The following is a 23,004-nucleotide window of genomic DNA, read 5'->3' on the forward strand; positions in this document are numbered from 1 at the left end:
GCAGTAATTCAAACCACAGCAGTACAAAAAACCGTCATACAGTGCAACATGTTGTTTATAAGTTATCGGATTTTAAAAAGAATACAACGTGAAAAACGTGAAGTTACCGGGTGCAATGAAATAACAATGTGAAGTTCGTAACGCACGTCACATTCCACGAATTAAATCATTCCCTGGTGGAACTCTTTGCGTGGTTGGTTGCATTTGCTATCCACGATACCTCGATAACGGCTATCTTTGGGTATAAAAAAAGCAGCTTACGCTGCTTTTTAATATAGTGACTGTCTATGATCTGTTACTTAGCTTTTTTTCGCTTATCAGTGACAACCCACTCACCGTCAATGTATAAAGCAGTCCAGCCAGTCGGTTTGCCATCAGACTCTGTTCTAACGTAATGTTCCTTTGATTTACGACTAAAACGTATTACTGCTGGCTCGCCATCTGGATCTTTCTCAGGCGCGGTCGTAAGGTATTTAAACTTCTCAGGTATACGATCGGCGTACTGCACAAATTCGCTGACCATTGGCGCTCTGGTTTCTCGTGATTTCGGAAAGTTACTCGCCGCAAAAAAGAGTCCTGATGCGCCATCGCGTAATACAAAATACGCGTCAGAGTTAGAGCATGGTAGCTCTGGGAAATGGACTGGATCTTCTTTCGGTGGCGCCACTTCACCATTTCTTAGAATCTTACGCGTGTTCTTACAGCTCTCGTTAGTACAGTCCATATACTTGCCGAACCGACCATTTTTAAGAACCATATCAGAACCACATTTATCGCACTCGACGACTGGTCCATCATACCCTTTGACTTTAAATTCACCGTGTTCAACTTCATAGCCTTCACAGTTAGGGTTATTACCACAGACATGCAGTTTACGCTTATCATCAATAAGGTAAGCATCCATCGCAGTTCCACATTTTGGACAACGACGTTTTGCACGTAAGTCAGCGGTTTCTACATCCTCTTCAAGAACGTTAACGATACCGTCTTCATCACCAAGGTTAATAGTTGTTTTACAACGTTCTTTTGGTGGAAGAGCATACCCTGAACAACCAAGGAACACCCCTGTAGATGCTGTCCTAATCCCCATAGGTCGAGAACAGGTAGGACATTCGATGTTTGTCATGACGATATGATTAGGCTTCATACCACCATCATCTTCGTCCCTCTCAGCAACATTTAATTCGTCAGAGAAGTCATTGAAAAAGTTGTCTAGCACTTCTTTCCAGTTCATGTGACCGACGGCTATCTGGTCGAGTTTTTCTTCCATTCGAGCAGTAAAGTCGTAGTTCATAAGATCCTGGAAGCTTTGGTCCAGACGATCGGTAACAATTTCACCCATCTTTTCAGCATAAAAACGACGCTGCTCGACTTTGACATAGCCACGATCCTGAATAGTAGAAATAATCGACGCATAAGTCGATGGACGACCAATACCTCGTTTTTCAAGCTCTTTTACCAACGCAGCTTCAGTGTATCGTGCTGGCGGCTTTGTAAAGTGCTGTTTTGGCTCAAGAGACTTAAGAGTTAACTTGTCTCCTAACTCTACCTCTGGTAACAATTGGTCTTCATTCTTGCCCAATGGTCTCTGCACTCGAGTCCAACCATCGAACTTAAGAATCCGACCTTTCGCTTTAAGCGTAAATTCCGCCGCTTTCACACTAATTGTGCTGGAAATGTATTTTGCCGGAGTCATCTGACAAGATACAAATTGATTCCAGATTAGTGCGTACAGCTTGTGCGCGTCTGCTTCCATTCCTTTCAAGTCCGGCTCTAAAACCGAAACATCCGAAGGTCGTATTGCTTCGTGCGCTTCCTGAGCGTTCTCTTTGCTTCCATACACGTTTGGCGATGCAGGAAGATAGTTAGCACCATAATTATCTGAAATATAGCCTCTTACAGCATCTACGGCTTCAGAACTGAGGTTCGTGGAGTCAGTACGCATGTACGTAATGTAACCCGCTTCGTAGAGACGCTGAGCTAGCATCATCGTTTTTTTAACGCCATATCCCAGTCTGGTGCTTGCTGCTTGTTGCAACGTCGACGTAATAAATGGTGCAGTTGGCTTACTTGATGTTGGCTTATCTTCACGCTTACATACTTCGTAAGTGGCATTTTTTAATATATCTAATGCAACTTTTGTTTCAGCTTCACTCGATGGCTTAAATGATTGACCATCTTTCTGTGCAACTAATAATTGTAAAGCGTCAGCGGCTTTAGTCTGCGTAAACGCGTTAATATCCCAAAACTCTTCAGGAACAAAGGCCTTGATTTCGCGTTCACGTTCGACCAGAAGCTTCACCGCAACGGATTGTACTCGCCCTGCGGATAAGCCTCTGGCGACTTTTTTCCACAGTAACGGCGATACCATAAAGCCCACAACACGATCCATAAAACGTCGTGCCTGCTGAGCATTTACTCCATCGATATTCAGTGTTCCTGGTTTTTCAAATGCTTGCTTGATAGCATTTTTCGTAATTTCGTTAAAAACAACACGCTTATATCGGTCTTCATCTCCACCGATAATTTCACGCAGATGCCATGCAATTGCTTCTCCCTCGCGATCCAAATCCGTTGCGAGATAAACATAATCTGCATCTTTAGCTAGCTTTTGAAGTTCTGAAACAACTTTCTCTTTACCCGGAAGAATTTGATAATTGGCCTCCCAGCCATGATAAGGGTCTACCCCCATTTTCTTAACAAGCGCGTTCTTTGCTTTTTCTTCAGGCGAAAGTGTTTTTGTTGTTTTTGATGCCGTCTTCTTTGCGGTACTAGATTGACCCGATGTTGGAAGATCGCGGACGTGACCGACACTAGACTTCACTATATAGTCTTTGCCAAGATATTTATTGATTGTTTTCGCCTTGGCAGGAGACTCCACTATAACCAGTGATTTACTCATAATTGACTCAAATGTCCTTAATCACTATGCGAATCCTGACTCGCATTTCATTCTTGATAAACTTTTCTTTTTTTAATATCGAGCGATAAATAAAGAAGATCAACCTGTTTTTTTAATTTAATCATCAATTGCTCGACATTTACACTAAGTGAATAATGTCGTGGACATTACTCGATAACAGAAAAAAATTCCAGAAATTGACTCTAAATTGACGGTGCATTATGGGACAAATGTAATGGCAAATGTCAATTATTCAATGTTTGATTTAAATATTTGCTGTTGATATCTGAATTGACATCAATAAAATCACTGTAATTACTAACAATGAGAACAGCCAATGAGTGATCTAAAACCAATTTCAAAAAGCGACTTGATTGAGATAGCCAATCATGAAATCGTAAAACACGAACAATACATTGAAGGGTTAAAAGTAACCGATGTCGTGGAAAAAGACAGCGTTCTAATATTTAAGGGCGAGTATTTTCTGGACGCGTCTGGACTGCCTACGAGCAAAACAACTGTCGCGTTTAACCTATACAAGTTTTTAGCTCATGTAATGTCTAAAGAATACACATTAAAAGACTAGGTGAACTGCAATGTTCACCTAGCTCACTATCCTAACTAAGCACTTAAACCAGCCAATCGGTCAAAGTAATCAGGAAACGTTTTAGAAGTACACTTCGGATCATTGATGGTCACTGGGGTATCACTCAGAGCCACAAGAGAAAAACACATTGCCATACGATGATCATCGTATGTATCAATAGCAGCGTGTATTAACTGTTTAGGTGGCGTAATCGTAATATAATCGTCCCCTTCTTCAACGATGGCACCCACTTTTCTCAATTCAGTCGCCATTGCGCTTAATCGGTCAGTTTCTTTCACTCGCCAGTTATATACATTGCGAATAGAAGTCGTACCTTTGGCAAATAACGCAGTCGTTGCAATGGTCATAGCAGCATCTGGAATATGATTAAAATCCATGTCAACTGCATTGAGTTCACCATGTCGAGCGATTACGTAGTCATCACCCCACTCTATTTCTGCACCCATTTTTTCCAGCGCTTGTGCAAACTGAGTATCACCCTGAATACTGTTTTTGCCGATACCAGTCACTTTCACCTGACCGCCTCGAATTGCTGCTGCGGCAAGAAAATAGGAAGCGGATGATGCATCGCCCTCAACTAAAAAGTCTCCTGGTGCCTGATATTGTTGACCAGCTTTAACGACGAATTCCTTGTAGTTTTGGTTATCAACGCTAACACCAAATTGCTCCATGATATGAAGTGTTATATCGATGTATGGTTTCGATACAAGCTCACCAACTATCTTGATTGTAGTGTCAGCTTGCGCTAATGGCGCTGACATTAGGAAAGCGGTTAAAAATTGGCTAGAAATAGAACCATCGATTTCTACTGTACCACCGGTTAATCCAGAACCGATAATCTTTAACGGTGGAAACCCTTCATTCTCAAGATATTCAATCTTAGCCCCAGCCTGCGTTAATGCATCTACAAGATGTCCGATTGGACGTTCCTTCATTCGAGGCTCACCAGTAAGCACAAACTCTCCTTGAGAAAGAGTCAATGCAGCTGCCAACGGACGCATTGCTGTTCCGGCATTACCAAGAAATAACTCTAGGGCTTCATTACTTTTAAAAGGTCGTCCTAGGCCTTCTACTTCACATGATGTCTTATCTGCTGATAATTGATATTTGACGCCAAGCTTAGTCAATGCATTAAGCATATGGCGAATATCATCGCTATCTAACAAGTTAGTTAACTTTGTTTTACCATTAGCTAAAGCAGCAAGCAGTAATGCTCGATTAGATACACTTTTTGAACCTGGAAGGTTCACTTCTCCATTTATTGATTTTATTGGCTGTAACGTTAGGCTTTCCATCTAAAGATATATGTTCCTTGTCGTCTTACCTTAATCAGTCGTTTGGTAAGACGATAAATTCATCGTAGGGTGAGACTAACGAAATTTTCTTGGTTTCTCTAGACCCAAGTATGACTTTTTGTGGAATTAGTATTCTTTATCGACACGAACTCCATCACTGAAATACAAAATTCGCACCGAATCTCCATGGTGAAAGATCATTTTATCGTCTACATCCTGAACAACATCAATAAGTTGCCCATCCTTAGATTTAATTAGTAATTCCACTCCCCTATCATGAGTTTCATAGGGCTTACCTTCATACTGATTCCCAACAGCTGCGCCTGCAACTGTACCGACGATGGTTGCGACAGTTCGTCCGTGTCCACCGCCGAACTGATGACCGATAACCCCTCCAGCAATCGCCCCTAAAAATGTTTTTAACCCATTGTCTTTGGCATATTCGATTTCTGATTCACTAAAATAACGAGCCGATTCCACCTGACCAAAGACGACTTTGTCCACAGGCCTAGCAACATTTCTCTGGTATTCAGCATTGGCAAACAACGGCAAAATGCTTAAGATCAATACTACCCAACGCATAAACTTCTCCATAAATGACAATATATTTATCTGAACTCAGTCTCGATAATTTCGACTTCCCGTCACCCTATGATGCTCTTGATGAGCCTAATGGTCTATTGGCAATTGGAGGCGATCTCAATCCTGCGAGAATACTCAATGGTTACTACCATGGCATATTCCCATGGTATGGTCCGAATGAACCGCTGCTTTGGTGGAGTCCAGCACCACGTGCGGTGTTCTATCCTATGACATTTAAACCCGCTAGAAGTGTTAAAAAATTCCAAAAAAAAGCGAATTTCTCAGTAAGCATTAATAAAGATGCGTACTCTGTCATAAATCTCTGCGCTTCTACTCGCGGACCCGAAGAAACATGGCTCAACGAAGAAATGATAGCGTCTTATCTATCATTACATGAAAAAGGCCATGTTCATTCTGTTGAAGTATGGAGTGAGACCGAGCTGGTTGGTGGTTTATATGGAGTCCAGGTTGGTCAACTATTCTGTGGTGAATCGATGTTTTCGTTAACCAGTAATGCTTCAAAGATTGCACTATGGGCTTTTTGTGAACACTTTGCTCGTTATGGAGGCAAGATGATTGATTGCCAAGTCATGAATCCTCACCTTCAATCACTTGGTGCGAAGGAAATTTCCAGAGAAAGCTTTCTTTCAACGCTAAACTTATGTAAGAGTAGCAATATTCAATCAGGATGTTTCGAAAAACAATGGATTACACCCACGCTTCAGGATTAAAATGAACCCAATGCAAAGTATCCAAATAGGCCTCACACAGGAACACCCATGCAGCTATCTCTCTGATCAAAAGGAAAGAGTAGCTGTGGCTGTTGATCCTCGTATGCAATGCGCCGAAAATTACGAGATACTGTTAGCTAATGGTTTTCGCCGCAGCGGTCAAACTATCTACAAACCTTATTGCTCTAATTGCAATCAATGCGAAGCACTACGCGTAGACGCACAATCTTTTGAACTATCTAAGAGTCAAAAACGCCTAAAAAACAAAGCCCAACGCCTACATTATCAGGTTAAATCATCACTTGATGATAGTTGGTTTTCCCTCTATGCCGACTATATAGCGAAGCGCCATAGTGACGGCAGTATGTACCCTCCAGACAAACATGATTTCGAAACTTTCTCGTCTTGTAACTGGCTTAATGTAAAATACCTGCATATATATGAGGACGAAAGGTTAATCGCGATTGCAGTGATGGACGTATTACCAAACTGTACGAGTGCGTTTTATACTTTCTTTGACCCAGATTATCATTTTTCTCTTGGAACTCTGGCTGTTTTATTTCAGCTCGAATTCAGTAAACTTCATCAAAAACAATGGCTGTATCTTGGTTATCAGATAGACAGCTGCCCCGCAATGAACTATAAAGTTCGTTTTCATCCTCATCAAAGGCTAGTAAATCAGCGTTGGCGAGGGTAAAATACTGCCCAACTTTACTAATCTCGTTTTTGGCGACACCTCTAGTTGCCATTTCCGCCACATTTTCTAAAGAGGATTAAATGGCTAAAGAAGACGTAATTGAAATGCAAGGTACAGTTCTTGATACCTTGCCCAATACAATGTTTCGAGTTGAACTTGAAAACGGTCACGTAGTGACAGCCCACATTTCAGGTAAGATGCGTAAAAACTACATCCGTATCCTGACTGGAGACAAAGTGACTGTAGAGATGACTCCTTACGACCTATCAAAAGGCCGCATCGTCTTCCGTGCTCGTTAATGCCGAGTAGAAAAGTCGCATAACAAAAAACGGAGCAGATGCTCCGTTTTTTGTTTTTACATGGAAGAGCGGCTTAATGCACCGCTTCTTCTTTACGACCAATGCAGGTGAAAGCGAGTTTGTCATCCTTACCATCTAGTGACACTTTCACTGTTCCACCATCCACTAAAGAACCAAATAGCAGCTCATTAGCCAACGGTTTCTTAACCTGCTCCTGGATAACTCGAGCCATAGGACGAGCACCCATTGCTTTATCGTAGCCCTTAACAGCCAACCAGTTTCTCGCGTCCTCATCCACTTCTAGAGAAACTCCACGAGCATCGAGTTGAACCTGAAGCTCGACAATAAATTTGTCAACAACCTGATGAATAACACTTTCGTCCAAGCTATTGAACCAAATAATGTTATCAAGGCGGTTACGGAATTCAGGCGTAAATACTTTCTTAATCTCGACCATAGCGTCATGACTATGATCTTGCTGGATAAGACCAATCGATTTTTTAACGGTTTCCTGAACGCCCGCATTCGTTGTCATGACGAGAATAACATTGCGGAAATCTGCTTTACGGCCGTTGTTATCCGTTAACGTTCCGTTATCCATTACCTGCAGTAACAAGTTAAATATGTCAGGGTGAGCTTTTTCTATCTCATCAAGCAGCACGACTGCATGTGGATGTTTAATAACGGCATCCGTTAACATACCACCTTGGTCAAAGCCTACATAACCTGGAGGAGCACCGATAAGACGGCTCACCGAGTGGCGTTCTCCATATTCAGACATATCAAAACGAAGTAGTTCTATACCCATCAGTTTTGAAAGCTGTAATGTAACCTCTGTCTTACCCACACCAGTAGGCCCAGCAAACAAGAATGAACCTACAGGTTTATTCTCAGCACCCAAACCTGCACGAGAAAGCTTAATCGCTTCAGTCAGCGCATCGATAGCGTTGTCTTGACCGAATACGAGCATCTTCATTTTCTCATCTAAGTTCTGAAGAACATCTTTGTCACTGGCAGAAAGAGATTTTTCAGGGATACGAGCGATTTTAGCTACCATGGCTTCGATCTCTGCCACACCAACAGTTTTCTTACGACGACTAACTGGAACCAAACGTGCGCGAGCACCTGCTTCATCTATGACGTCAATCGCTTTATCAGGCAAATGACGCTCGTTGATGTATTTGGCCGAAAGTTCAACAGCAGCACGTAACGCTTCTTTGGTATAACGAACATCATGGTGAGCTTCATATTTAGGTTTAAGCCCCATCAAAATTTTCGTTGTGTCGTCAATTGATGGTTCAACAATATCGATTTTTTGGAAACGACGAGATAGTGCTCTTTCTTTCTCAAAAATGTTGTTGTATTCCTGATATGTCGTAGAACCAATACAACGCAGTTTACCACTGCTAAGCAAAGGCTTGATCAGGTTCGCAGCGTCAACTTGACCACCTGATGCAGCACCCGCACCGATAATAGTATGAATTTCATCAATAAACAGTACGGCATCTTTCTCACGCTCTAACTGTTTTAATATATTTTTAAAGCGTTTTTCAAAGTCACCACGGTATTTGGTCCCAGCCAGTAATGAACCAATATCGAGAGAATAAATAACGCTATCTTTAATCACATCAGGGACCTGACCCTGAACAATACGCCAAGCTAGTCCTTCTGCTATCGCGGTCTTACCCACACCCGCCTCACCCACGAGAAGTGGATTGTTTTTACGGCGACGACATAACACCTGAATAGTACGTTCCAATTCAAAATCACGGCCGATTAGAGGATCAATTTTACCCTGCGCAGCCATGTGGTTTAAGTTGGTCGCAAAGTTCTCTAGTCTTTCTTCTGAACTGGTTTCCTCTGTCGATTCTGCACTAAATGAATCAGAAGATGGACCCTCACTTGAGCTGGAAGCCTTAGTGATTCCATGAGAAATAAAATTAACAATATCAAGACGGCTAACATCGTGTTTTTTCAGTAGAAATGCCGCTTGGGATTCTTGTTCGCTGAATATAGCGACTAATACATTTGCACCGCTTACTTCATTGCGTCCTGAGGATTGCACATGGAAGACAGCACGTTGTAAAACCCGTTGAAAGCTCAATGTTGGTTGAGTTTCACGTGTTTCGTCATTATCTGGGATTAAGGGAGTGGTCTGATCGATGAACACGTCAAGTTCACTGCGTAACTCGTCAATGTTCGCACCACATGCTAGTAATGCTTCCTTAGCTGCATCGTTGTCTAACAATGCTAGCAGGAGGTGCTCGACGGTCATGTATTCATGTCGCTTGTCTCTGGCACGAGCGAACGCACCATTCAAACTGGACTCTAGTTCTTTGTTAAGCATTGGGACCTCCTTAAGGAACGACTACGTAGTCGTTCTGGCAAGATTTAAGCTCGCTCCATCGTACACAAAAGCGGGTGCTCATTTTCCCGAGAATACATCGTTACTTGCGCAACTTTGGTCTCAGCAACTTCAGCTGTAAATGTGCCACAAATCGCTTTTCCTTCATAATGTACAGCTAACATCGTTTGCGTCGCTTTGTCTATATCCATAGTAAAGAATTTTTGCAGTACATCAATTACAAAATCCATTGGCGTATAGTCATCGTTCAACAACAACACATTGTACATCGCAGGTGGTTGTACAGCCGTTTTTTCTTTCTCCAGTAGTTCTGAGTCTGGAGTCACCCATTCAAAATGTTTACTCATAATGGCCGATAATTCTTAGAGAGTTTTCCGATTATTGGTCTGTTAAAATCTCAATGGATGTGTTTCTGCAAAGCCAACTCTAGTACCACATAAAATTCCATCTGAGAGAAAAACATCTCTTACTTAGAGACTAATGCACCAATTGTATCGCTGCAAATAAAAGATTGCTATTTACTTCAATAAGATTGCGAAATTGGATATCGAGTAAACTGTCATTGATATGGCCGATTGATATCCTTCACAAATACACTACCACTTTAGTTACAGAAATGTAAACATTACTGGAATTTGTTGCAATCATAGGCATATTTATGCCCTTTTGGTATTGACTACGGTATTGAACACGCTAAATTGGTTAATTAGTGACTAATTTTTTAGCAATTATCTAAATTTTTATCACATCAATGAAACAAAATTGTAAACAAATATTTCGTTTCAAGGTCAATACTATTTCCAGTAAATAAAATGCATGAGGGATGTATAGCATGGCTACAGGTACAGTAAAATGGTTTAACAACGCCAAGGGATTTGGCTTCATTTGTCCGGAAGGAGAAGAAGGGGATATCTTCGCACATTATTCAACCATTCAAATGGACGGATATCGTACCCTCAAAGCAGGCCAAGTAGTTTCTTACGAAGTGGAACAAGGACCTAAAGGTTATCATGCCAGTAGTGTTGTTCCGATTGAAGGTGAACAAGCAAAATAGTTCTGACTTAAACTGATTTCAACTCAACGTCTGACCATTGAATCGAAAAATGAAAAAACCCGCCAGTTGGCGGGTTTTTTGTTTATCAGATTCGATGACCATTACTCACTAATGATCTCATTTAGAATTGAACTTGGTCGCATTAATGATGATGCCTTAGCAAATTCAGGTAGGTAATAACCTCCTAAATCACCGGCGACGCCTTGAGCACCATTTAGTTGGGCAAGTATGTCCTCTTCTTTCTCAGCCATAACCTGACTGATTGGAGCAAATTCCTTCGCTAAGTCACTATCTTCAGTTTGACCTGCCAACGCTTGAGCCCAGTATAGAGCAAGATAGAAATGACTACCGCGGTTATCTATTTCACCTACTTTACGCGATGGAGACTTGTTGTTATTCAGGAAGTCACCTGTCGCTTTATCTAAGGTGTCAGCCAAGACTTTCGCTTTAGCATTGCCTGTCACTTGGCTCAAGTGTTCTAACGAGGCCGACAGTGCCAAGAACTCACCTAAAGAATCCCAACGTAGGTGATTTTCTTTCTGAACTTGCTGAACGTGTTTTGGCGCAGAACCACCCGCACCTGTTTCAAACAAGCCACCACCATTCATTAACGGAACAATCGACAGCATTTTTGCCGATGTGCCTAACTCTAAAATCGGGAATAAGTCAGTCAGATAATCACGCAATACGTTACCTGTCACTGAAATAGTATCCAAACCTGCTTTGATTCGCTCTAGCGAATAAAGCGTTGCATCAACTGAAGACAGGATCTTAATTTCTAGACCATTAGTATCATGCTCAGGTAAGTATGTTTTTACTTTCTTAATAAGTTCAGCATCGTGTGCACGATTCTCATCCAACCAGAATATTGCTGGCGTATCGCTTAAGCGCGAACGAGTAACAGCCAGTTTCACCCAGTCTTGAATTGGAGCGTCCTTAACTTGACACATACGGAAAATATCACCGTCGCTTACCGCTTGTTCAAGTAATACATCGCCAGATTCTACGTCAACAACCTGAACACGGCCTTCACCTGAAATCACAAATGTTTTATCGTGTGAACCGTATTCTTCAGCTTTCTGAGCCATCAGACCAACGTTTGGCACGCTACCCATAGTGGTTGGATCAAACGCGCCGTGTTCTTTACAAAAATCAATAACGGCTTGATAAACACCTGCATAACATCTATCAGGGATGACTGCTTTGGTATCTTTTTGCTTTCCATCTGGACCCCACATTTGACCAGATGAACGGATCATTGCAGGCATTGATGCATCGACAATAACATCGCTCGGTACATGTAAGTTAGTAATGCCACGATCCGAGTCAACCATTGCTAATGGTGGATTGACCTTATATACCGCGGCTAAGTCTGCTTCAACTTCTGCTTTCTGAGCTTCAGGAAGAGACTCTATCTTCGCGTACACATCACCAATACCGTTATTGGCATCGACACCTAGTGATTCAAAAAGAGCACCATGTTTCGCAAATACGTCTTTGTAGTATTCTTTTACCGCATAGCCAAAGATTACCGGATCAGATACCTTCATCATTGTTGCTTTTAGATGAAGAGAAAGTAGCACGTCTTGTGTTTTAGCATCTTCAATCTGCTGACGATAAAAATCAATCAGTGCCGCTTTACTTAATACGGAAGTATCGATGATCTCTTTATCAATAAGCTTAACTGATGGTTTCAAAGTCTTTTTGTTTCCTGAAGCATCAACGAATTCGATCGCTACGTTTTTTGCTCCTTGTACAGTAACTGACTTCTCGCTACCGAAGAAGTCATGATCTGTCATGCTAGACACATGAGACTTAGAATCGCCCTTCCACGCACCCATTGAATGTGGGTTTTTCTTTGCATAGTTCTTAACAGATGCAGGGGCACGACGGTCTGAGTTACCTTCACGCAATACTGGATTTACAGCACTACCTTTAATTTTGTCATAAATCGCTTTAACTTCAGCTTCTTTATCGTTTTTAGGCTCGTCTGGATAATCAGGAAGCGCATAACCTTTTGCTTGAAGTTCTTTAATTGCAGCACGTAGTTGAGGTACGGACGCTGAAATATTAGGAAGTTTTATGATGTTCGCATCAGGTGTTTTAGCTAATTCACCCAGCTCAGATAATGCATCACCGATACGCTGATCGTCTTTCAAATAGTCAGGGAAGTTAGCGATAATACGTCCTGCCAATGATATGTCACGAGTTTCAATGGTGATACCAGATGACTTAGTGAAAGACTGAATAATCGGCAAGAATGAATACGTCGCTAAGGCTGGCGCCTCATCTGTAATGGTGTAAATAATTGTAGGCTTATTTGTAGGCATGAAATTTCCCTATTTTTATCTCACAATCATTTCTAGCATAATGATTGATACTTATGTTCACACTTAATTTGTGTGGGATCAGGCGCAAAGTGTACGCGCTTTACGTACGAAAATCATCACACGGATAACTGAATTGCACCTTTTGGCACGAAATTAACCAAATGATTAGACTCCCACTATCTTCGACCTGACGATATTCAGTATACTTACCCACCATGACAGAGGTGTCGTTTCCGTTACATCGTATGCATACTCGAAGACGTTGAGATTGTAGACTAATATAGCGACATAGAAAAATTTTTTAACATATTGCATTCATATTTTCCTAAGGACGTTAACATGCCCAGCCGCCCTGGCAAAAAGACAGTTCGTAAGACAAATTTTTCCGGATCTAATCGTAATCAGAAAGCTCGCATTCGAAAACAAAGTGCAAATCGCCGTCGTTCAAATAGAAACAATGCCATCAATCTCGAACAGAGAAAAGTACTCATATTTAACAAGCCCTTCGACACATTGAGCCAGTTCACTGATGACCAAAATCGGCAGACACTGGCAGACTTTATTCCGATAAAAGATGTTTATGCAGCCGGTCGGCTCGATCGAGACAGCGAAGGTCTCATGGTCTTAACTAACGATGGCATTCTTCAAGCTAAACTGACTCAACCCGAATCAAAATCACCAAAAACCTACTGGGTACAGGTAGAAGGCACCCCTGACGAAAGCGATCTCGAAAAATTACGTGAAGGTGTTGAGTTGAAAGACGGCATGACCTTACCGGCTGAAGTGAATATTATCGAGCAACCCGATATTTGGGAGAGAACTCCACCAGTACGCTTTCGCGCTGCAATTCCGACTACGTGGCTATCTATTACGATTATTGAAGGTCGAAATCGCCAAGTTAGACGAATGACCGCACATATTGGTTTTCCAACATTGCGCCTAATAAGAGCATCAATGGGCGGTATCCAGTTAGACGGACTTAAGCCTGGAGAATGGAAAGAAATCAGCCTCCCTTAAGAGGCTGATAGCAACTAATCAGAGCGTTATTTATGACGCTCTTTCAGTTTATTAATAACATCACTCATCGATAAATCTTGATCGTTAAGTAATACTAACAGGTGATAAATCAAATCAGCGGATTCACATACCAATTCCGCTTTATCGCCAGACGTCGCCGCAAGCGCAACTTCAACACCTTCTTCCCCAACCTTTTGCGAGATACGTTTTGTACCGCGTGCATAAAGACTGGCTGTGTAGGAACTTTCTGGATCCGCTTGTTTTCTTTCGCCAAGCAATGTTTCCAATTGATGAAGCCAAACCATTTGTGACTCTTCCTGACCATCGTTATCCCAACACGTGGTTGTTCCGGTATGGCAAGTAGGTCCAACAGGGTTTACTTTGACTAAAAGAGTATCCTGGTCACAATCAAGCGCAATATTTTTCAGTTTAAGCACGTTGCCTGACGTTTCACCTTTCGTCCACAAGCGTTGCTTAGAACGAGAGAAAAACGTCACATTTTCAGTTTCAAACGTTTTCGCTAAAGCTTCGGGATTCATATATCCCATCATCAGAACCTGACTTGAGGAGAAATCCTGGATAATCGCTGGAACCAACCCATCTACTTTTTCCCAGTCAATACGGCTACTCAGGGTGTCCAGGGGTTGTGCTACATTACTCATTTTCTTACCTCAATTCCTTGCTCTCTTAAATAGGTTTTTAAATCGCCTATATTAATAATTTGTTTGTGGAATACAGATGCAGCTAATGCTCCATCCACATTTGCAGCTTCAAAGGCCTCAGCAAAGTGTTCGATTGCGCCAGCACCGCCTGAAGCGATTAGTGGTACTTTACAGACCGCACGCACCATATTCAGTTGTTCAATATCGTATCCATTACGTACGCCATCCTGGTTCATCATATTGAGTACGATTTCACCAGCACCACGTTTTTGAACTTCCTGAACCCAATCGCGAGTTTCCCAGGTCGTTGCCTTAGTACGAGCTTCATCCCCTGTAAACTGATACACCTGATATTTGCCCGTATCTTTATCAAAATATGAATCGATACCAACCACAATACATTGAACACCGAATCGATCGGCTAAATCTGTAATCAACTGAGGATTCGCTAACGCAGGAGAATTGATTGAAACTTTATCAGCACCGAACTCCAATATACGTGCTGCATCTTCTGCAGATTTAATTCCGCCAGCAACGCAAAATGGGATATCGATGACTTCAGCAACTTTAGCCACCCAACTTTTGTCGACAACCCGACCGTCACTAGAAGCAGTAATATCGTAAAATACGAGTTCATCCGCCCCCTCTTCCGCATAGCGTTTTGCTAAAGGAACAATATCACCAATGATTTCATGGTTTCGAAACTGAACACCTTTTACTACTTGTCCATCTCTTACATCAAGACACGGGATTATTCGCTTTGCCAACATGCAAATGCCTCCTCTGCTGTAAACTTACCGTCCAATAGCGCTCGGCCCACAATAACGCCAGCGACGCCAGAACCTTTCAAGGCCGCGATATCATCGAGACTGCCAATGCCACCTGATGATTGAAATGCAACCTGAGGATAGGCTTTACAAAGGTCTACGTACAAGTCGACGTTGGATCCCGCAAGCGTGCCATCTCTGGAGATGTCGGTACATAGTACGTGCTTAAGTCCAACGGTAAGAAAATCATCGATAAGTGCTTCAATCGTTACACCTGAATCTTCCTGCCACCCAGATACAGCCACCTTTCTTACACCGCTCTCATCAATGTTGACGTCCAGTGCTAAAACGATATGTTCGGCACCAAACTTGTTAAACCAACCTTTAACTAGTTCTGGATCTTTAACGGCCGTTGAGCCAACGACGACACGCTGAGCGCCAGCGTCAAGGAGGTCTGAGACATCTTTTTCGGTGCGAACGCCGCCACCAATCTGAATGTTTGCAGGCGTGCTATCTAATAACGTTTTAATCAATGATAGCTGCCTAGCGCTAGTGTCTTTTGCGCCAGTCAGATCCACCAAGTGTAGCCAGTTAGCCCCTGCTTGATGGTATAAATTAAATTGTTCTGATGGGTTAACCTTATATTCGGTTACCTGCCCATAGTCGCCTTGAAATAGTCGAACGACTTGGCCATCAATAAGATCTAATGCTGGAATAATCACAATACGTTCCTTGTTTTAGAGCTCTAAGAAGTTTTTGATTAACTGAGCTCCGGCTTTACTAGAGCGCTCTGGGTGAAACTGCACACCAAAATAATTGCCGTTTTGCACTGCTGCGGTAAACGGGTTTCCATAATCACATTGAGCGATAGTGTAATCACCGACAGGCATAGCAAAGCTATGTACAAAGTAGAAGTATTCGCCTTCTTCGATACCTTTAAATAATGGGTTTCCTGGAGCAGCGGATACGGTATTCCACCCCATGTGAGGCAATGGTAAATCACCCGTTTTCATCAAACGAACTTCGCCATCACAAAGACCAAGACAATCCACTAATTCATTCGCTTTCTGCCCTTTCTCTTCCGAGAATTTACCCAAAAGCTGCATACCAAGACAGATACCGAGTAACGGTTTCTCTACCTTTTTGACCAGTTCAATCAGGTTACGCTCACGTAGGTTCTTCATGGCTTCACTGGCCGTACCAACGCCCGGTAAGAATAATTTATCAGCGCCAAGCACCACGTCGGGTTCTTTCGATACCACAACATCATAACCCAAGCGCTGGATAGCAAATTTAACAGAAGAGACATTCGCACAACCAGTATCGATAATTACGACTTTTTGATACGTCATTACAATACTCCTTTACTGCTTGGTAACTCATTGCCTTCAACTTTAATCGCCTGACGCAATGTACGGCCAAAGGCTTTAAACAAGCTTTCAATGATGTGGTGATCATTAACACCAGTTGACGACAAGTGAAGCGTGCATGCCATTGTGTCAGTTAGAGAACGGAAAAAGTGGTAAACCATTTCAGTAGACAATTCTCCGACTTCAGCACGACTAAACTCAGCATCAAACTTGAAATAAGGTCTGCCTGAAATATCCAGCGCACACTGAGCTAAGCATTCATCCATTGGCAGGGTAAAACCAAATCGACCGATACCCCGTTTATCTCCGAGTGCTTCCTTAATTGCCTGACCTAAAGCAAGAGCGGTATCTTCAACCGTATGATGGTCATCAATATGAAGATCCCCATTTACCGAAAGTATCAGCTGGAACCCACCATGAGTCGCAATTTGGTCTAACATGTGGTCGAAGAAGCCAATACCGGTTTCAATCGAGTTACCACCTGTTTCATCGAGATTAACAACGACAGAAATATCGGTCTCTTTTGTTTTACGTTCGACCTTAGCTATACGTGGCGTGGTGGTTAGCAACTTAACAATTGCAGGCCAAGATAAAGTTTCAGGATTATATTGAATGCCTTGTATGGCCATATTCTCGGCTAACTGCATGTCGGTAGCTCTATCACCGATTACCGCTGATTTTTGGAAATCAACTTTGCCCTGCTGAAGGTAGTCTTTTACGAGACCCAACTTAGGCTTGCGACAGGTGCAATTATCTTTCTCGAAGTGAGGACAAATTAAAACATCATCGAATTTCACACCCTGCGATTCAAAAATCTCCATCATCATATTATGAGGTGCATCAAAATCGTCTTGTGGGTAACTATCCGTACCTAAACCATCTTGGTTCGTGACCATGACCAGTCGGTATCCAGCATCTTGCAAAGTTAACAAACTTGGAATAACAAAAGGTTCAAGTTTAAGCTTATCAAGACGGTCAACTTGAAAGTCAATCGGTGGTTCAACGATCAACGTACCATCGCGGTCTATAAATAAAATTTTCTGTTGCTTGCTCACGGAACAAATCCTTTTAATGAGTCGTTACGATTCGATGTAATTACGAAGAAAAGCCAGCGTTTTTTCGCACTCTTCTCGGCTACCAATACTGATGCGGATACAATCTTCAATAGGCGAATTACGCAAAATGATTCCGTTGTCCCAAGCGGCTTTGAAAGCTGCATCTCCCATAGGGAATTTAACCAGAAGATAATTGCCCCATCCATCAAAGACAGTGACATCCTTCAACATAGAGAGCCCGGCTTGTAGGTATGCTTTATTCGCATTGATATCCAATACCTGACGTTTTGCTCGTGCAAGTCCGGCTGGAGAAAGAGCATCAGAGGCAATAGCAGCGACTGGTTTTGGAATTGGGTATGGCGCAATCACTTTCATGAGCACACCAATGATCTCTGGATTTGCCAGAGTAAAACCACAGCGAAGTCCTGCTAACGCAAACGCTTTAGACAAGGTACGCAATATGGCTAAATTTGGATAAGTATCGATCAAATCAACAACTGAAGACTCTGGCGAAAAATCGATATAAGCTTCATCGAGAACCACGATTGCTTTGTCTTTAGTTAACTTAAGAAGCGTTTCAATATCCTGACGGTCAACTAAATTTCCCGTAGGGTTATTAGGACTGCAGACAAAAACGACTTTGACGTTGTCTAAGTTTTGTTTTATCGAATCTAAATCCAACTGCCATTCTGCGGTCAGAGGAACAGTTCGACGCTCAACACCAATCGTTTCTGCACTGATCGCGTACATTCCATAGGTCGGAGGGCAATATAAAATTGCATCTTCACCTGGCTCACAGTAAGCACGAATCAATAGTTCGATACCTTCATCTGCACCGCGTGTCGCAATAACTTGCTCACTAGGCACATTGGCATATGAAGCATACGCAGAAATGAGTTCTTCAGGCTGACATTCTGGATAACGGTTTAATGAGTCCAGTGTTAAAGCATATTCGTTAGTATAAGGAGACTCGTTGGCATTCAACCAAATATCGCCTTTACCGCCGATACGACGCGCAGAAAGATAAGGAGTAAGCTGCTGCACTTGCTTTCTTGCTAGTTTTTCCATGACTTATTTTCCTTGTGCCAGTTTTTCAACGCGAATCGTAACAGCTCGTTTGTGTGCATCGAGGCCTTCTGCCTCAGCCATTGTAACTACAGTCGGAGCCAATGCTTTTAACCCATCAGCACTCAATTCCTGTACTGTCATTCGTTTACTAAAGTCAGCGAGTCCCAAACTCGAGTAGGTTCTGGTGTAACCGTAAGTAGGTAATACGTGGTTTGTACCTGACGCATAGTCTCCTGCGGATTCTGGTGACCAATCTCCAAGGAAAATAGAACCTGCATTATCGAGTAAAGGCAGCAGCTCACGAGGATTACGGGTTTGAACGATTAAGTGCTCAGGACCATAGTAATTAGAAATCGAAACAGCCTGTGTAAGAGACTCAGCGACGATAATCAAACTCGAAGACAACGCTTTTTCTGCGATACCAGCACGAGATAGCGTACTCAGCTGAGTTTTCACTTCTTCGGTGACTCGATCAGCAAGAACTGGTGACGGTGTCACTAAAACAACTTGAGAGTCTGGTCCATGCTCAGCCTGGCTTAGCAGATCAGCTGCGATAAAAGAAGGCTCTGCGCTCTCATCAGCAATCACCATCACTTCTGACGGGCCCGCTGGCATATCGATAGCCGCACCACGAAAATCATTACTTACCTGACGCTTTGCTTCGGTTACATATGCATTACCAGGACCGAAAATCTTGTCTACTTTAGATACGGTTTTCGTGCCATAAGCCATTGCTGCAATAGCCTGTCCACCGCCGACATTATACACTTCATCGATATTACACAATTTCGCAACGTACAAGATTTCATCAGCTATAGGAGGTGGCGAGCAAAGAACAACTTTGCGACAGCCCGCAATTTGAGCTGGCACACCTAGCATCAAAACAGTTGAAGGTAACGGCGCACTTCCGCCCGGAATATACAGACCGACCGTATTAATCGGACGAGTGACTTGTTCACAAACCACCCCAGGCATTGTTTCTACTTTGAGCGGTTGTGGCTTTTGTGCTTTGTGAAACTTACTAATATTTGCGTAAGCTTGTTCCAATGCCGCTTTCATATTGTCCGAAAGACGCTCGCAGGCAGCATCGATATCGTCACTAGAAACGCGAATAGACTTAGGGCTCGTTTTATCGAATTTAGCCGTCAGTTCTTTTAGCGCTTCATCGCCGCCGTTTTGAACTTGCTCTATGACTTGCGAAACAGCCGCTTTTATATTTGCACCTTCCGTGATGGCAGGACGCTCTAATATGGAAGATTGCTGCTCTTTACTCAAAGATTGCCATGCAACAGTTCTCATTATCTTACTCCATCATTTTTTCAATTGGCAGAACAAGAATGGAGCTCGCACCTAGTGCCTTAAGTTGTTCCATTGTTTCCCAGAATAAATTCTCTGAGCTCACCAAGTGAACAGCCATACGGGATTTATCGGCTGATAATGGAAGTACAGTTGGATCTTCTGCACCAGGAAGCAGTGCTTTGATTTCTTGCAACTTTTCTACTGGAGCGTGCAGCATAATATATTTAGATTCTTTTGCTTGCTGTACACCATTCATACGAGTTAGCAAACGATCGATTAATGACGCTTTGTCTGAAGAAAACTCACCAGAACGTTGGATTAGAGTCGCTTTGGACTCAAAAATAACTTCGGCTTCTTTTAAGCCATTCGCTTCAAGAGTTGCACCTGTTGATACAAGGTCAGCAATCGCGTCAGCTAATCCAGCACGTGGAGCAACTTCTACAGAACCAGTCAGCATACACGTACTAAATGGGATATCATTTCTATCCATGTACGCTTTGAGTAATTGAGGATAAGTAGTGGCAATTCGTTTGCCGACTAAATCTTGTGGGCCGTTGTACTGTTCGTCTTTATTAATTGCGATAGATAAGCGACAACCACCAAAATCCATGCGACGTAGCGTAACAAATGCGGATGGGTCTCCTGCAGCTTCTCGGTCTAGTCTTTCTTCTTCTAATACGTTTTCACCAACAAAACCTAAATCGACAACACCATCCATGATGAGACCTGGAATATCATCATCACGTACAAGCAGCAGGTCAATTGGCATATTCATTGAGTGAACAACTAAACGTTCACCCATAATATTGAACTTAACCCCACATTGCTTGAGCAAAGCCATACATTCTTTACTTAGGCGACCTTTTTTCTGAATTGCGATTCTTAGTCGTTGTGCTTGCATTACATTATTCCTTGTATTCTTTAACTTATTTCGTTTTGTTAGGCGAAAAAGAAAAAACCCTCGGGAGGTATGCTCCCGAGGGTTTTAACAAAAATCTTTAGATGTTAACCTCCGAGAGAATCCTGTCTCCCGGGTACGCGCTCATCTCCCCGAAAGACGATTAGGGATGATGGTGATGATGAAGGTTAGTTTCAAAAAAGCGCATACTGGTTTTACTCAATTCGTTGTGTTGATGTCACCTTAACCAAGCTGTGCTTAGATTTCAAGCTTTAAATGACTTTTTCTTTAAACATTTGTCATTTTGTATAATACAAATAAAAAAGAGAGGCATGGCCTCTCTTATAACGTCTTAAATTACAGTGTATTAAGCAATTTCCATGCTCAGTTCTTTGCTCTTTGCGAGTTTTGACATAGCAAAGCAAACAACGACGAACGCAACTGAAGCAGCAGAGAAAGATACAAGTATCGAATCAGTCAGACCTAGGACAATGTAACCAACGGCCGATACAAGAGCGACGGCGATGGCATAGGGAAGCTGTGTCGAGACATGGTCAATGTGATGGCAGCGAGCCCCAGTTGATGACAAGATAGTTGTATCAGAAATAGGCGAGCAGTGATCACCAAACACAGACCCAGCCAAAACAGCACCCAGCATAGGCAACATTAATGCGATGTCTGTAGAACCCGCGATATCACCTGCAATAGGTAGCATTATACCAAATGTGCCCCATGACGTCCCAGTAGCAAATGCCATAAGGCCAGATAGTATAAACAGTAATACCGGAAGCCAATGAACGTTAATATGACTACTCTGCACTAAAGAAGCCAGATAAGCCCCGGTCTTTATGTCTTTAATCACAGCACCAATAGACCAGGCAAAAACTAAAATAAGAATCGCACCAAACATCGATCTAGCGCCAAGCCACAATGCAGAACTTGCACGTGTAATGGATATACCTTGTCTGAAAACAGCTACAAGTGCTGAAATTACACCCGCGATACCACCATAGATCAGAGATGTACCGACATCCGTATTCTCAAACGCACCAAGTACACTAAAAGGCTTACCTTCTGACGATAGAGATTCGTTTCCGGTGTAGAGCATAGAACATACGGTCGCTATGATTAGAATAATGATAGGTAGAATAAGATCAGAGACTCGTCCGGTGCTGCTCTCTTGGATATCCAATTCATCCATCAGATCGGATGCTGAGTTATCACTATCTTGATGAGACATGTCATTTTCATGTTTTCTCATCACACCAATATCGAGTTTAAAAATTATAACTGCAAACACCATCAATAGAGCAAATATCGCATAGAAATTCATAGGAATTAGACGAACGTAAGCACCAAGCGGGCTATATTCGGTGATCCCATGAGACACCAATATTCCGCCAACGATGGTCATTATATATGCCCCCCAACTTGAGGCTGGCATAATAACGCACATAGGTGCAGCAGTAGAATCTAGGATATAAGCAAGTTTTGAACGAGAAACGTCAAAACGATCCGTGACAGGACGAGCAATGGAGCCAACAGCCAGACTATTAAAATAGTCATCTACAAAAATGAATACTCCAAGGAATGCCGCTAGAAGTTGTGAACCAACTTTACCTTTAACCTTACTTTGTGCCCAATCAGCGAATGCTCTTGTGCCACCTGATAGCGTTAAAACGGCTGTCATCATGCCTAACAGTATAAGAAAAGCGACAATACTCATATTCCAGCTATTTATACTGCCATCATCAATAACAATCGCAACTACTTGATCTTTAATATAAACGGCACTTTTCATTAAAGAATAGTCGGTTAATAATAATGCACCAAGTACAATACCGACCCCGAGAGATAATAATACTTTGCGCGTAAAAATTGCCATACTGAGCGCAATTACCGCCGGTATTACCGAAACAAATGAGGAACTTAAATCAATTAAAATCATGATCTTCAATCACCAATTATAAATATGGGAAGAGATCTACTGCAGAACATTACAACTC

The 23,004-nt window shown here is 42.4% G+C and carries 20 protein-coding genes, 1 pseudogene and 1 other annotated feature; of the genes and pseudogenes, 6 read left to right on the forward strand and 15 right to left on the reverse strand.

Annotated elements, in window-relative coordinates; all coding sequences use genetic code 11:
• Positions 1 to 295 precede the first annotated feature (295 nt).
• Positions 296 to 2,902, reverse strand: coding sequence for a type I DNA topoisomerase (gene topA / locus EES38_RS16380; RefSeq protein WP_124938295.1), 2,607 nt, complete (start codon positions 2,900 to 2,902; stop codon positions 296 to 298).
• 337 nt (positions 2,903 to 3,239) lie between these two features.
• Here topA and EES38_RS16385 point away from each other — a divergent pair, with 337 nt between their 5' ends.
• Positions 3,240 to 3,488 carry a DUF2498 family protein gene (locus EES38_RS16385; RefSeq protein WP_124938296.1) on the forward strand — a complete coding sequence of 83 codons (249 nt, stop codon included), beginning with the start codon at positions 3,240 to 3,242 and terminating at the stop codon, positions 3,486 to 3,488.
• 35 nt (positions 3,489 to 3,523) lie between these two features.
• Here the strand turns inward: EES38_RS16385 and aroA are convergent, their stop codons facing one another.
• Together aroA and EES38_RS16395 are read right to left on the reverse strand one after the other, a co-directional pair.
• A complete protein-coding gene (gene aroA / locus EES38_RS16390) occupies positions 3,524 to 4,804 on the reverse strand; it encodes a 3-phosphoshikimate 1-carboxyvinyltransferase (RefSeq protein ID WP_124938297.1) in 1,281 nt (426 codons plus the stop codon).
• Positions 4,805 to 4,930: 126 nt separating this feature from the next.
• On the reverse strand, positions 4,931 to 5,386 hold the full coding sequence (locus EES38_RS16395) for an outer membrane lipoprotein (RefSeq protein WP_243694213.1): 456 nt from the start codon (positions 5,384 to 5,386) through the stop codon (positions 4,931 to 4,933).
• A 14-nt stretch (positions 5,387 to 5,400) separates the two neighbouring features.
• Here EES38_RS16395 and aat point away from each other — a divergent pair, with 14 nt between their 5' ends.
• From aat to infA, 3 genes are all read left to right on the forward strand, one after another.
• Positions 5,401 to 6,117 carry a leucyl/phenylalanyl-tRNA--protein transferase gene (aat, locus tag EES38_RS16400; protein WP_124938299.1) on the forward strand — a complete coding sequence of 239 codons (717 nt, stop codon included), beginning with the start codon at positions 5,401 to 5,403 and terminating at the stop codon, positions 6,115 to 6,117.
• A gap of 1 nt (position 6,118) precedes the next feature.
• Positions 6,119 to 6,814: an arginyltransferase gene (locus EES38_RS16405; protein ID WP_124938300.1), complete on the forward strand. Its 696-nt coding sequence runs from the start codon at positions 6,119 to 6,121 to the stop codon at positions 6,812 to 6,814.
• A gap of 80 nt (positions 6,815 to 6,894) precedes the next feature.
• Entirely contained in the window at positions 6,895 to 7,113 is a 219-nt protein-coding gene (gene infA / locus EES38_RS16410; protein WP_001040192.1) for a translation initiation factor IF-1, read from the forward strand.
• Between the two features lie 73 nt (positions 7,114 to 7,186).
• Here infA and clpA read toward each other — a convergent pair whose 3' ends face one another.
• Positions 7,187 to 9,460, reverse strand: a complete 2,274-nt coding sequence (gene clpA, locus EES38_RS16415) for an ATP-dependent Clp protease ATP-binding subunit ClpA (RefSeq protein WP_124938301.1) — start codon at positions 9,458 to 9,460, stop codon at positions 7,187 to 7,189.
• Positions 9,461 to 9,504: 44 nt separating this feature from the next.
• Positions 9,505 to 9,825 (reverse strand): ATP-dependent Clp protease adapter ClpS, encoded by a 321-nt coding sequence (gene clpS / locus EES38_RS16420; RefSeq protein WP_124938302.1) that lies wholly within the window; start codon positions 9,823 to 9,825, stop codon positions 9,505 to 9,507.
• 485 nt (positions 9,826 to 10,310) lie between these two features.
• Between clpS and cspD the strand changes: the two genes are divergently transcribed.
• Positions 10,311 to 10,532, forward strand: a complete 222-nt coding sequence (gene cspD, locus EES38_RS16425) for a cold shock domain-containing protein CspD (protein WP_166434295.1) — start codon at positions 10,311 to 10,313, stop codon at positions 10,530 to 10,532.
• A gap of 101 nt (positions 10,533 to 10,633) precedes the next feature.
• Here the strand turns inward: cspD and EES38_RS16430 are convergent, their stop codons facing one another.
• Positions 10,634 to 12,862: an NADP-dependent isocitrate dehydrogenase gene (locus EES38_RS16430; protein ID WP_124938304.1), complete on the reverse strand. Its 2,229-nt coding sequence runs from the start codon at positions 12,860 to 12,862 to the stop codon at positions 10,634 to 10,636.
• A gap of 468 nt (positions 12,863 to 13,330) precedes the next feature.
• Between EES38_RS16430 and EES38_RS16435 the strand changes: the two are divergent.
• Positions 13,331 to 13,879 (forward strand): annotated as a pseudogene (locus EES38_RS16435) (pseudouridine synthase); the annotation flags it as partial.
• A gap of 26 nt (positions 13,880 to 13,905) precedes the next feature.
• Here the strand turns inward: EES38_RS16435 and hisIE are convergent.
• The 9 genes from hisIE to EES38_RS16480 all read right to left on the reverse strand — a co-directional run bounded on the left by hisIE (position 13,906) and on the right by EES38_RS16480 (position 22,946).
• Positions 13,906 to 14,541 (reverse strand): bifunctional phosphoribosyl-AMP cyclohydrolase/phosphoribosyl-ATP diphosphatase HisIE, encoded by a 636-nt coding sequence (hisIE, locus tag EES38_RS16440; RefSeq protein WP_124938306.1) that lies wholly within the window; start codon positions 14,539 to 14,541, stop codon positions 13,906 to 13,908.
• Positions 14,538 to 15,311 (reverse strand): imidazole glycerol phosphate synthase subunit HisF, encoded by a 774-nt coding sequence (gene hisF / locus EES38_RS16445; RefSeq protein WP_124938307.1) that lies wholly within the window; start codon positions 15,309 to 15,311, stop codon positions 14,538 to 14,540. Before hisF ends, hisIE begins: the two co-directional genes overlap by 4 nt.
• Positions 15,293 to 16,030, reverse strand: coding sequence for a 1-(5-phosphoribosyl)-5-[(5-phosphoribosylamino)methylideneamino]imidazole-4-carboxamide isomerase (gene hisA / locus EES38_RS16450; protein ID WP_124938308.1), 738 nt, complete (start codon positions 16,028 to 16,030; stop codon positions 15,293 to 15,295). Before hisA ends, hisF begins: the two co-directional genes overlap by 19 nt.
• Positions 16,031 to 16,045: 15 nt before the next feature.
• The gene (hisH, locus tag EES38_RS16455; RefSeq protein WP_124938309.1) at positions 16,046 to 16,660 is read right to left on the reverse strand and encodes an imidazole glycerol phosphate synthase subunit HisH; all 615 of its coding nucleotides are present in this window, start codon (positions 16,658 to 16,660) and stop codon (positions 16,046 to 16,048) included.
• On the reverse strand, positions 16,660 to 17,733 hold the full coding sequence (gene hisB / locus EES38_RS16460) for a bifunctional histidinol-phosphatase/imidazoleglycerol-phosphate dehydratase HisB (protein WP_124938310.1): 1,074 nt from the start codon (positions 17,731 to 17,733) through the stop codon (positions 16,660 to 16,662). Before hisB ends, hisH begins: the two co-directional genes overlap by 1 nt.
• A gap of 24 nt (positions 17,734 to 17,757) precedes the next feature.
• The gene (hisC, locus tag EES38_RS16465; protein ID WP_124938311.1) at positions 17,758 to 18,801 is read right to left on the reverse strand and encodes a histidinol-phosphate transaminase; all 1,044 of its coding nucleotides are present in this window, start codon (positions 18,799 to 18,801) and stop codon (positions 17,758 to 17,760) included.
• 3 nt (positions 18,802 to 18,804) lie between these two features.
• A complete protein-coding gene (gene hisD / locus EES38_RS16470; protein WP_124938312.1) occupies positions 18,805 to 20,100 on the reverse strand; it encodes a histidinol dehydrogenase in 1,296 nt (431 codons plus the stop codon).
• Between the two features lie 4 nt (positions 20,101 to 20,104).
• The gene (gene hisG / locus EES38_RS16475) at positions 20,105 to 21,001 is read right to left on the reverse strand and encodes an ATP phosphoribosyltransferase (RefSeq protein ID WP_124938313.1); all 897 of its coding nucleotides are present in this window, start codon (positions 20,999 to 21,001) and stop codon (positions 20,105 to 20,107) included.
• Positions 21,002 to 21,049: 48 nt separating this feature from the next.
• Positions 21,050 to 21,183 (reverse strand) — a sequence feature (His leader region).
• A 182-nt stretch (positions 21,184 to 21,365) separates the two neighbouring features.
• Complete coding sequence (locus EES38_RS16480; protein WP_124938314.1) at positions 21,366 to 22,946, reverse strand: Na+/H+ antiporter NhaC family protein; 1,581 nt, start codon at positions 22,944 to 22,946, stop codon at positions 21,366 to 21,368.
• Positions 22,947 to 23,004: the final 58 nt, after the last annotated feature.

It is taken from the genome of Vibrio viridaestus, assembly GCF_003856525.1.
Classification (GTDB): Bacteria; Pseudomonadota; Gammaproteobacteria; order Enterobacterales; family Vibrionaceae; genus Vibrio; species Vibrio viridaestus.

What these genes read in the sequence shown, in the direction of transcription:
- hisF (WP_124938307.1), bottom strand. Translation starts at nt 15,311, where the DNA reads ATGTTGGCAAAGCGAATAATCCCGTGTCTTGATGTAAGAGATGGACAA.
- EES38_RS16385 (WP_124938296.1), top strand. Translation starts at nt 3,240, where the DNA reads ATGAGTGATCTAAAACCAATTTCAAAAAGCGACTTGATTGAGATAGCC.
- clpA (WP_124938301.1), bottom strand. Translation starts at nt 9,460, where the DNA reads ATGCTTAACAAAGAACTAGAGTCCAGTTTGAATGGTGCGTTCGCTCGT.
- EES38_RS16405 (WP_124938300.1), top strand. Translation starts at nt 6,119, where the DNA reads ATGAACCCAATGCAAAGTATCCAAATAGGCCTCACACAGGAACACCCA.
- infA (WP_001040192.1), top strand. Translation starts at nt 6,895, where the DNA reads ATGGCTAAAGAAGACGTAATTGAAATGCAAGGTACAGTTCTTGATACC.
- EES38_RS16430 (WP_124938304.1), bottom strand. Translation starts at nt 12,862, where the DNA reads ATGCCTACAAATAAGCCTACAATTATTTACACCATTACAGATGAGGCG.
- hisH (WP_124938309.1), bottom strand. Translation starts at nt 16,660, where the DNA reads ATGACGTATCAAAAAGTCGTAATTATCGATACTGGTTGTGCGAATGTC.
- aat (WP_124938299.1), top strand. Translation starts at nt 5,401, where the DNA reads ATGACAATATATTTATCTGAACTCAGTCTCGATAATTTCGACTTCCCG.
- hisG (WP_124938313.1), bottom strand. Translation starts at nt 21,001, where the DNA reads ATGCAAGCACAACGACTAAGAATCGCAATTCAGAAAAAAGGTCGCCTA.
- hisD (WP_124938312.1), bottom strand. Translation starts at nt 20,100, where the DNA reads ATGAGAACTGTTGCATGGCAATCTTTGAGTAAAGAGCAGCAATCTTCC.
- topA (WP_124938295.1), bottom strand. Translation starts at nt 2,902, where the DNA reads ATGAGTAAATCACTGGTTATAGTGGAGTCTCCTGCCAAGGCGAAAACA.
- EES38_RS16395 (WP_243694213.1), bottom strand. Translation starts at nt 5,386, where the DNA reads ATGCGTTGGGTAGTATTGATCTTAAGCATTTTGCCGTTGTTTGCCAAT.
- aroA (WP_124938297.1), bottom strand. Translation starts at nt 4,804, where the DNA reads ATGGAAAGCCTAACGTTACAGCCAATAAAATCAATAAATGGAGAAGTG.
- EES38_RS16480 (WP_124938314.1), bottom strand. Translation starts at nt 22,946, where the DNA reads ATGATTTTAATTGATTTAAGTTCCTCATTTGTTTCGGTAATACCGGCG.
- clpS (WP_124938302.1), bottom strand. Translation starts at nt 9,825, where the DNA reads ATGAGTAAACATTTTGAATGGGTGACTCCAGACTCAGAACTACTGGAG.
- cspD (WP_166434295.1), top strand. Translation starts at nt 10,311, where the DNA reads ATGGCTACAGGTACAGTAAAATGGTTTAACAACGCCAAGGGATTTGGC.
- hisC (WP_124938311.1), bottom strand. Translation starts at nt 18,801, where the DNA reads ATGGAAAAACTAGCAAGAAAGCAAGTGCAGCAGCTTACTCCTTATCTT.
- hisIE (WP_124938306.1), bottom strand. Translation starts at nt 14,541, where the DNA reads ATGAGTAATGTAGCACAACCCCTGGACACCCTGAGTAGCCGTATTGAC.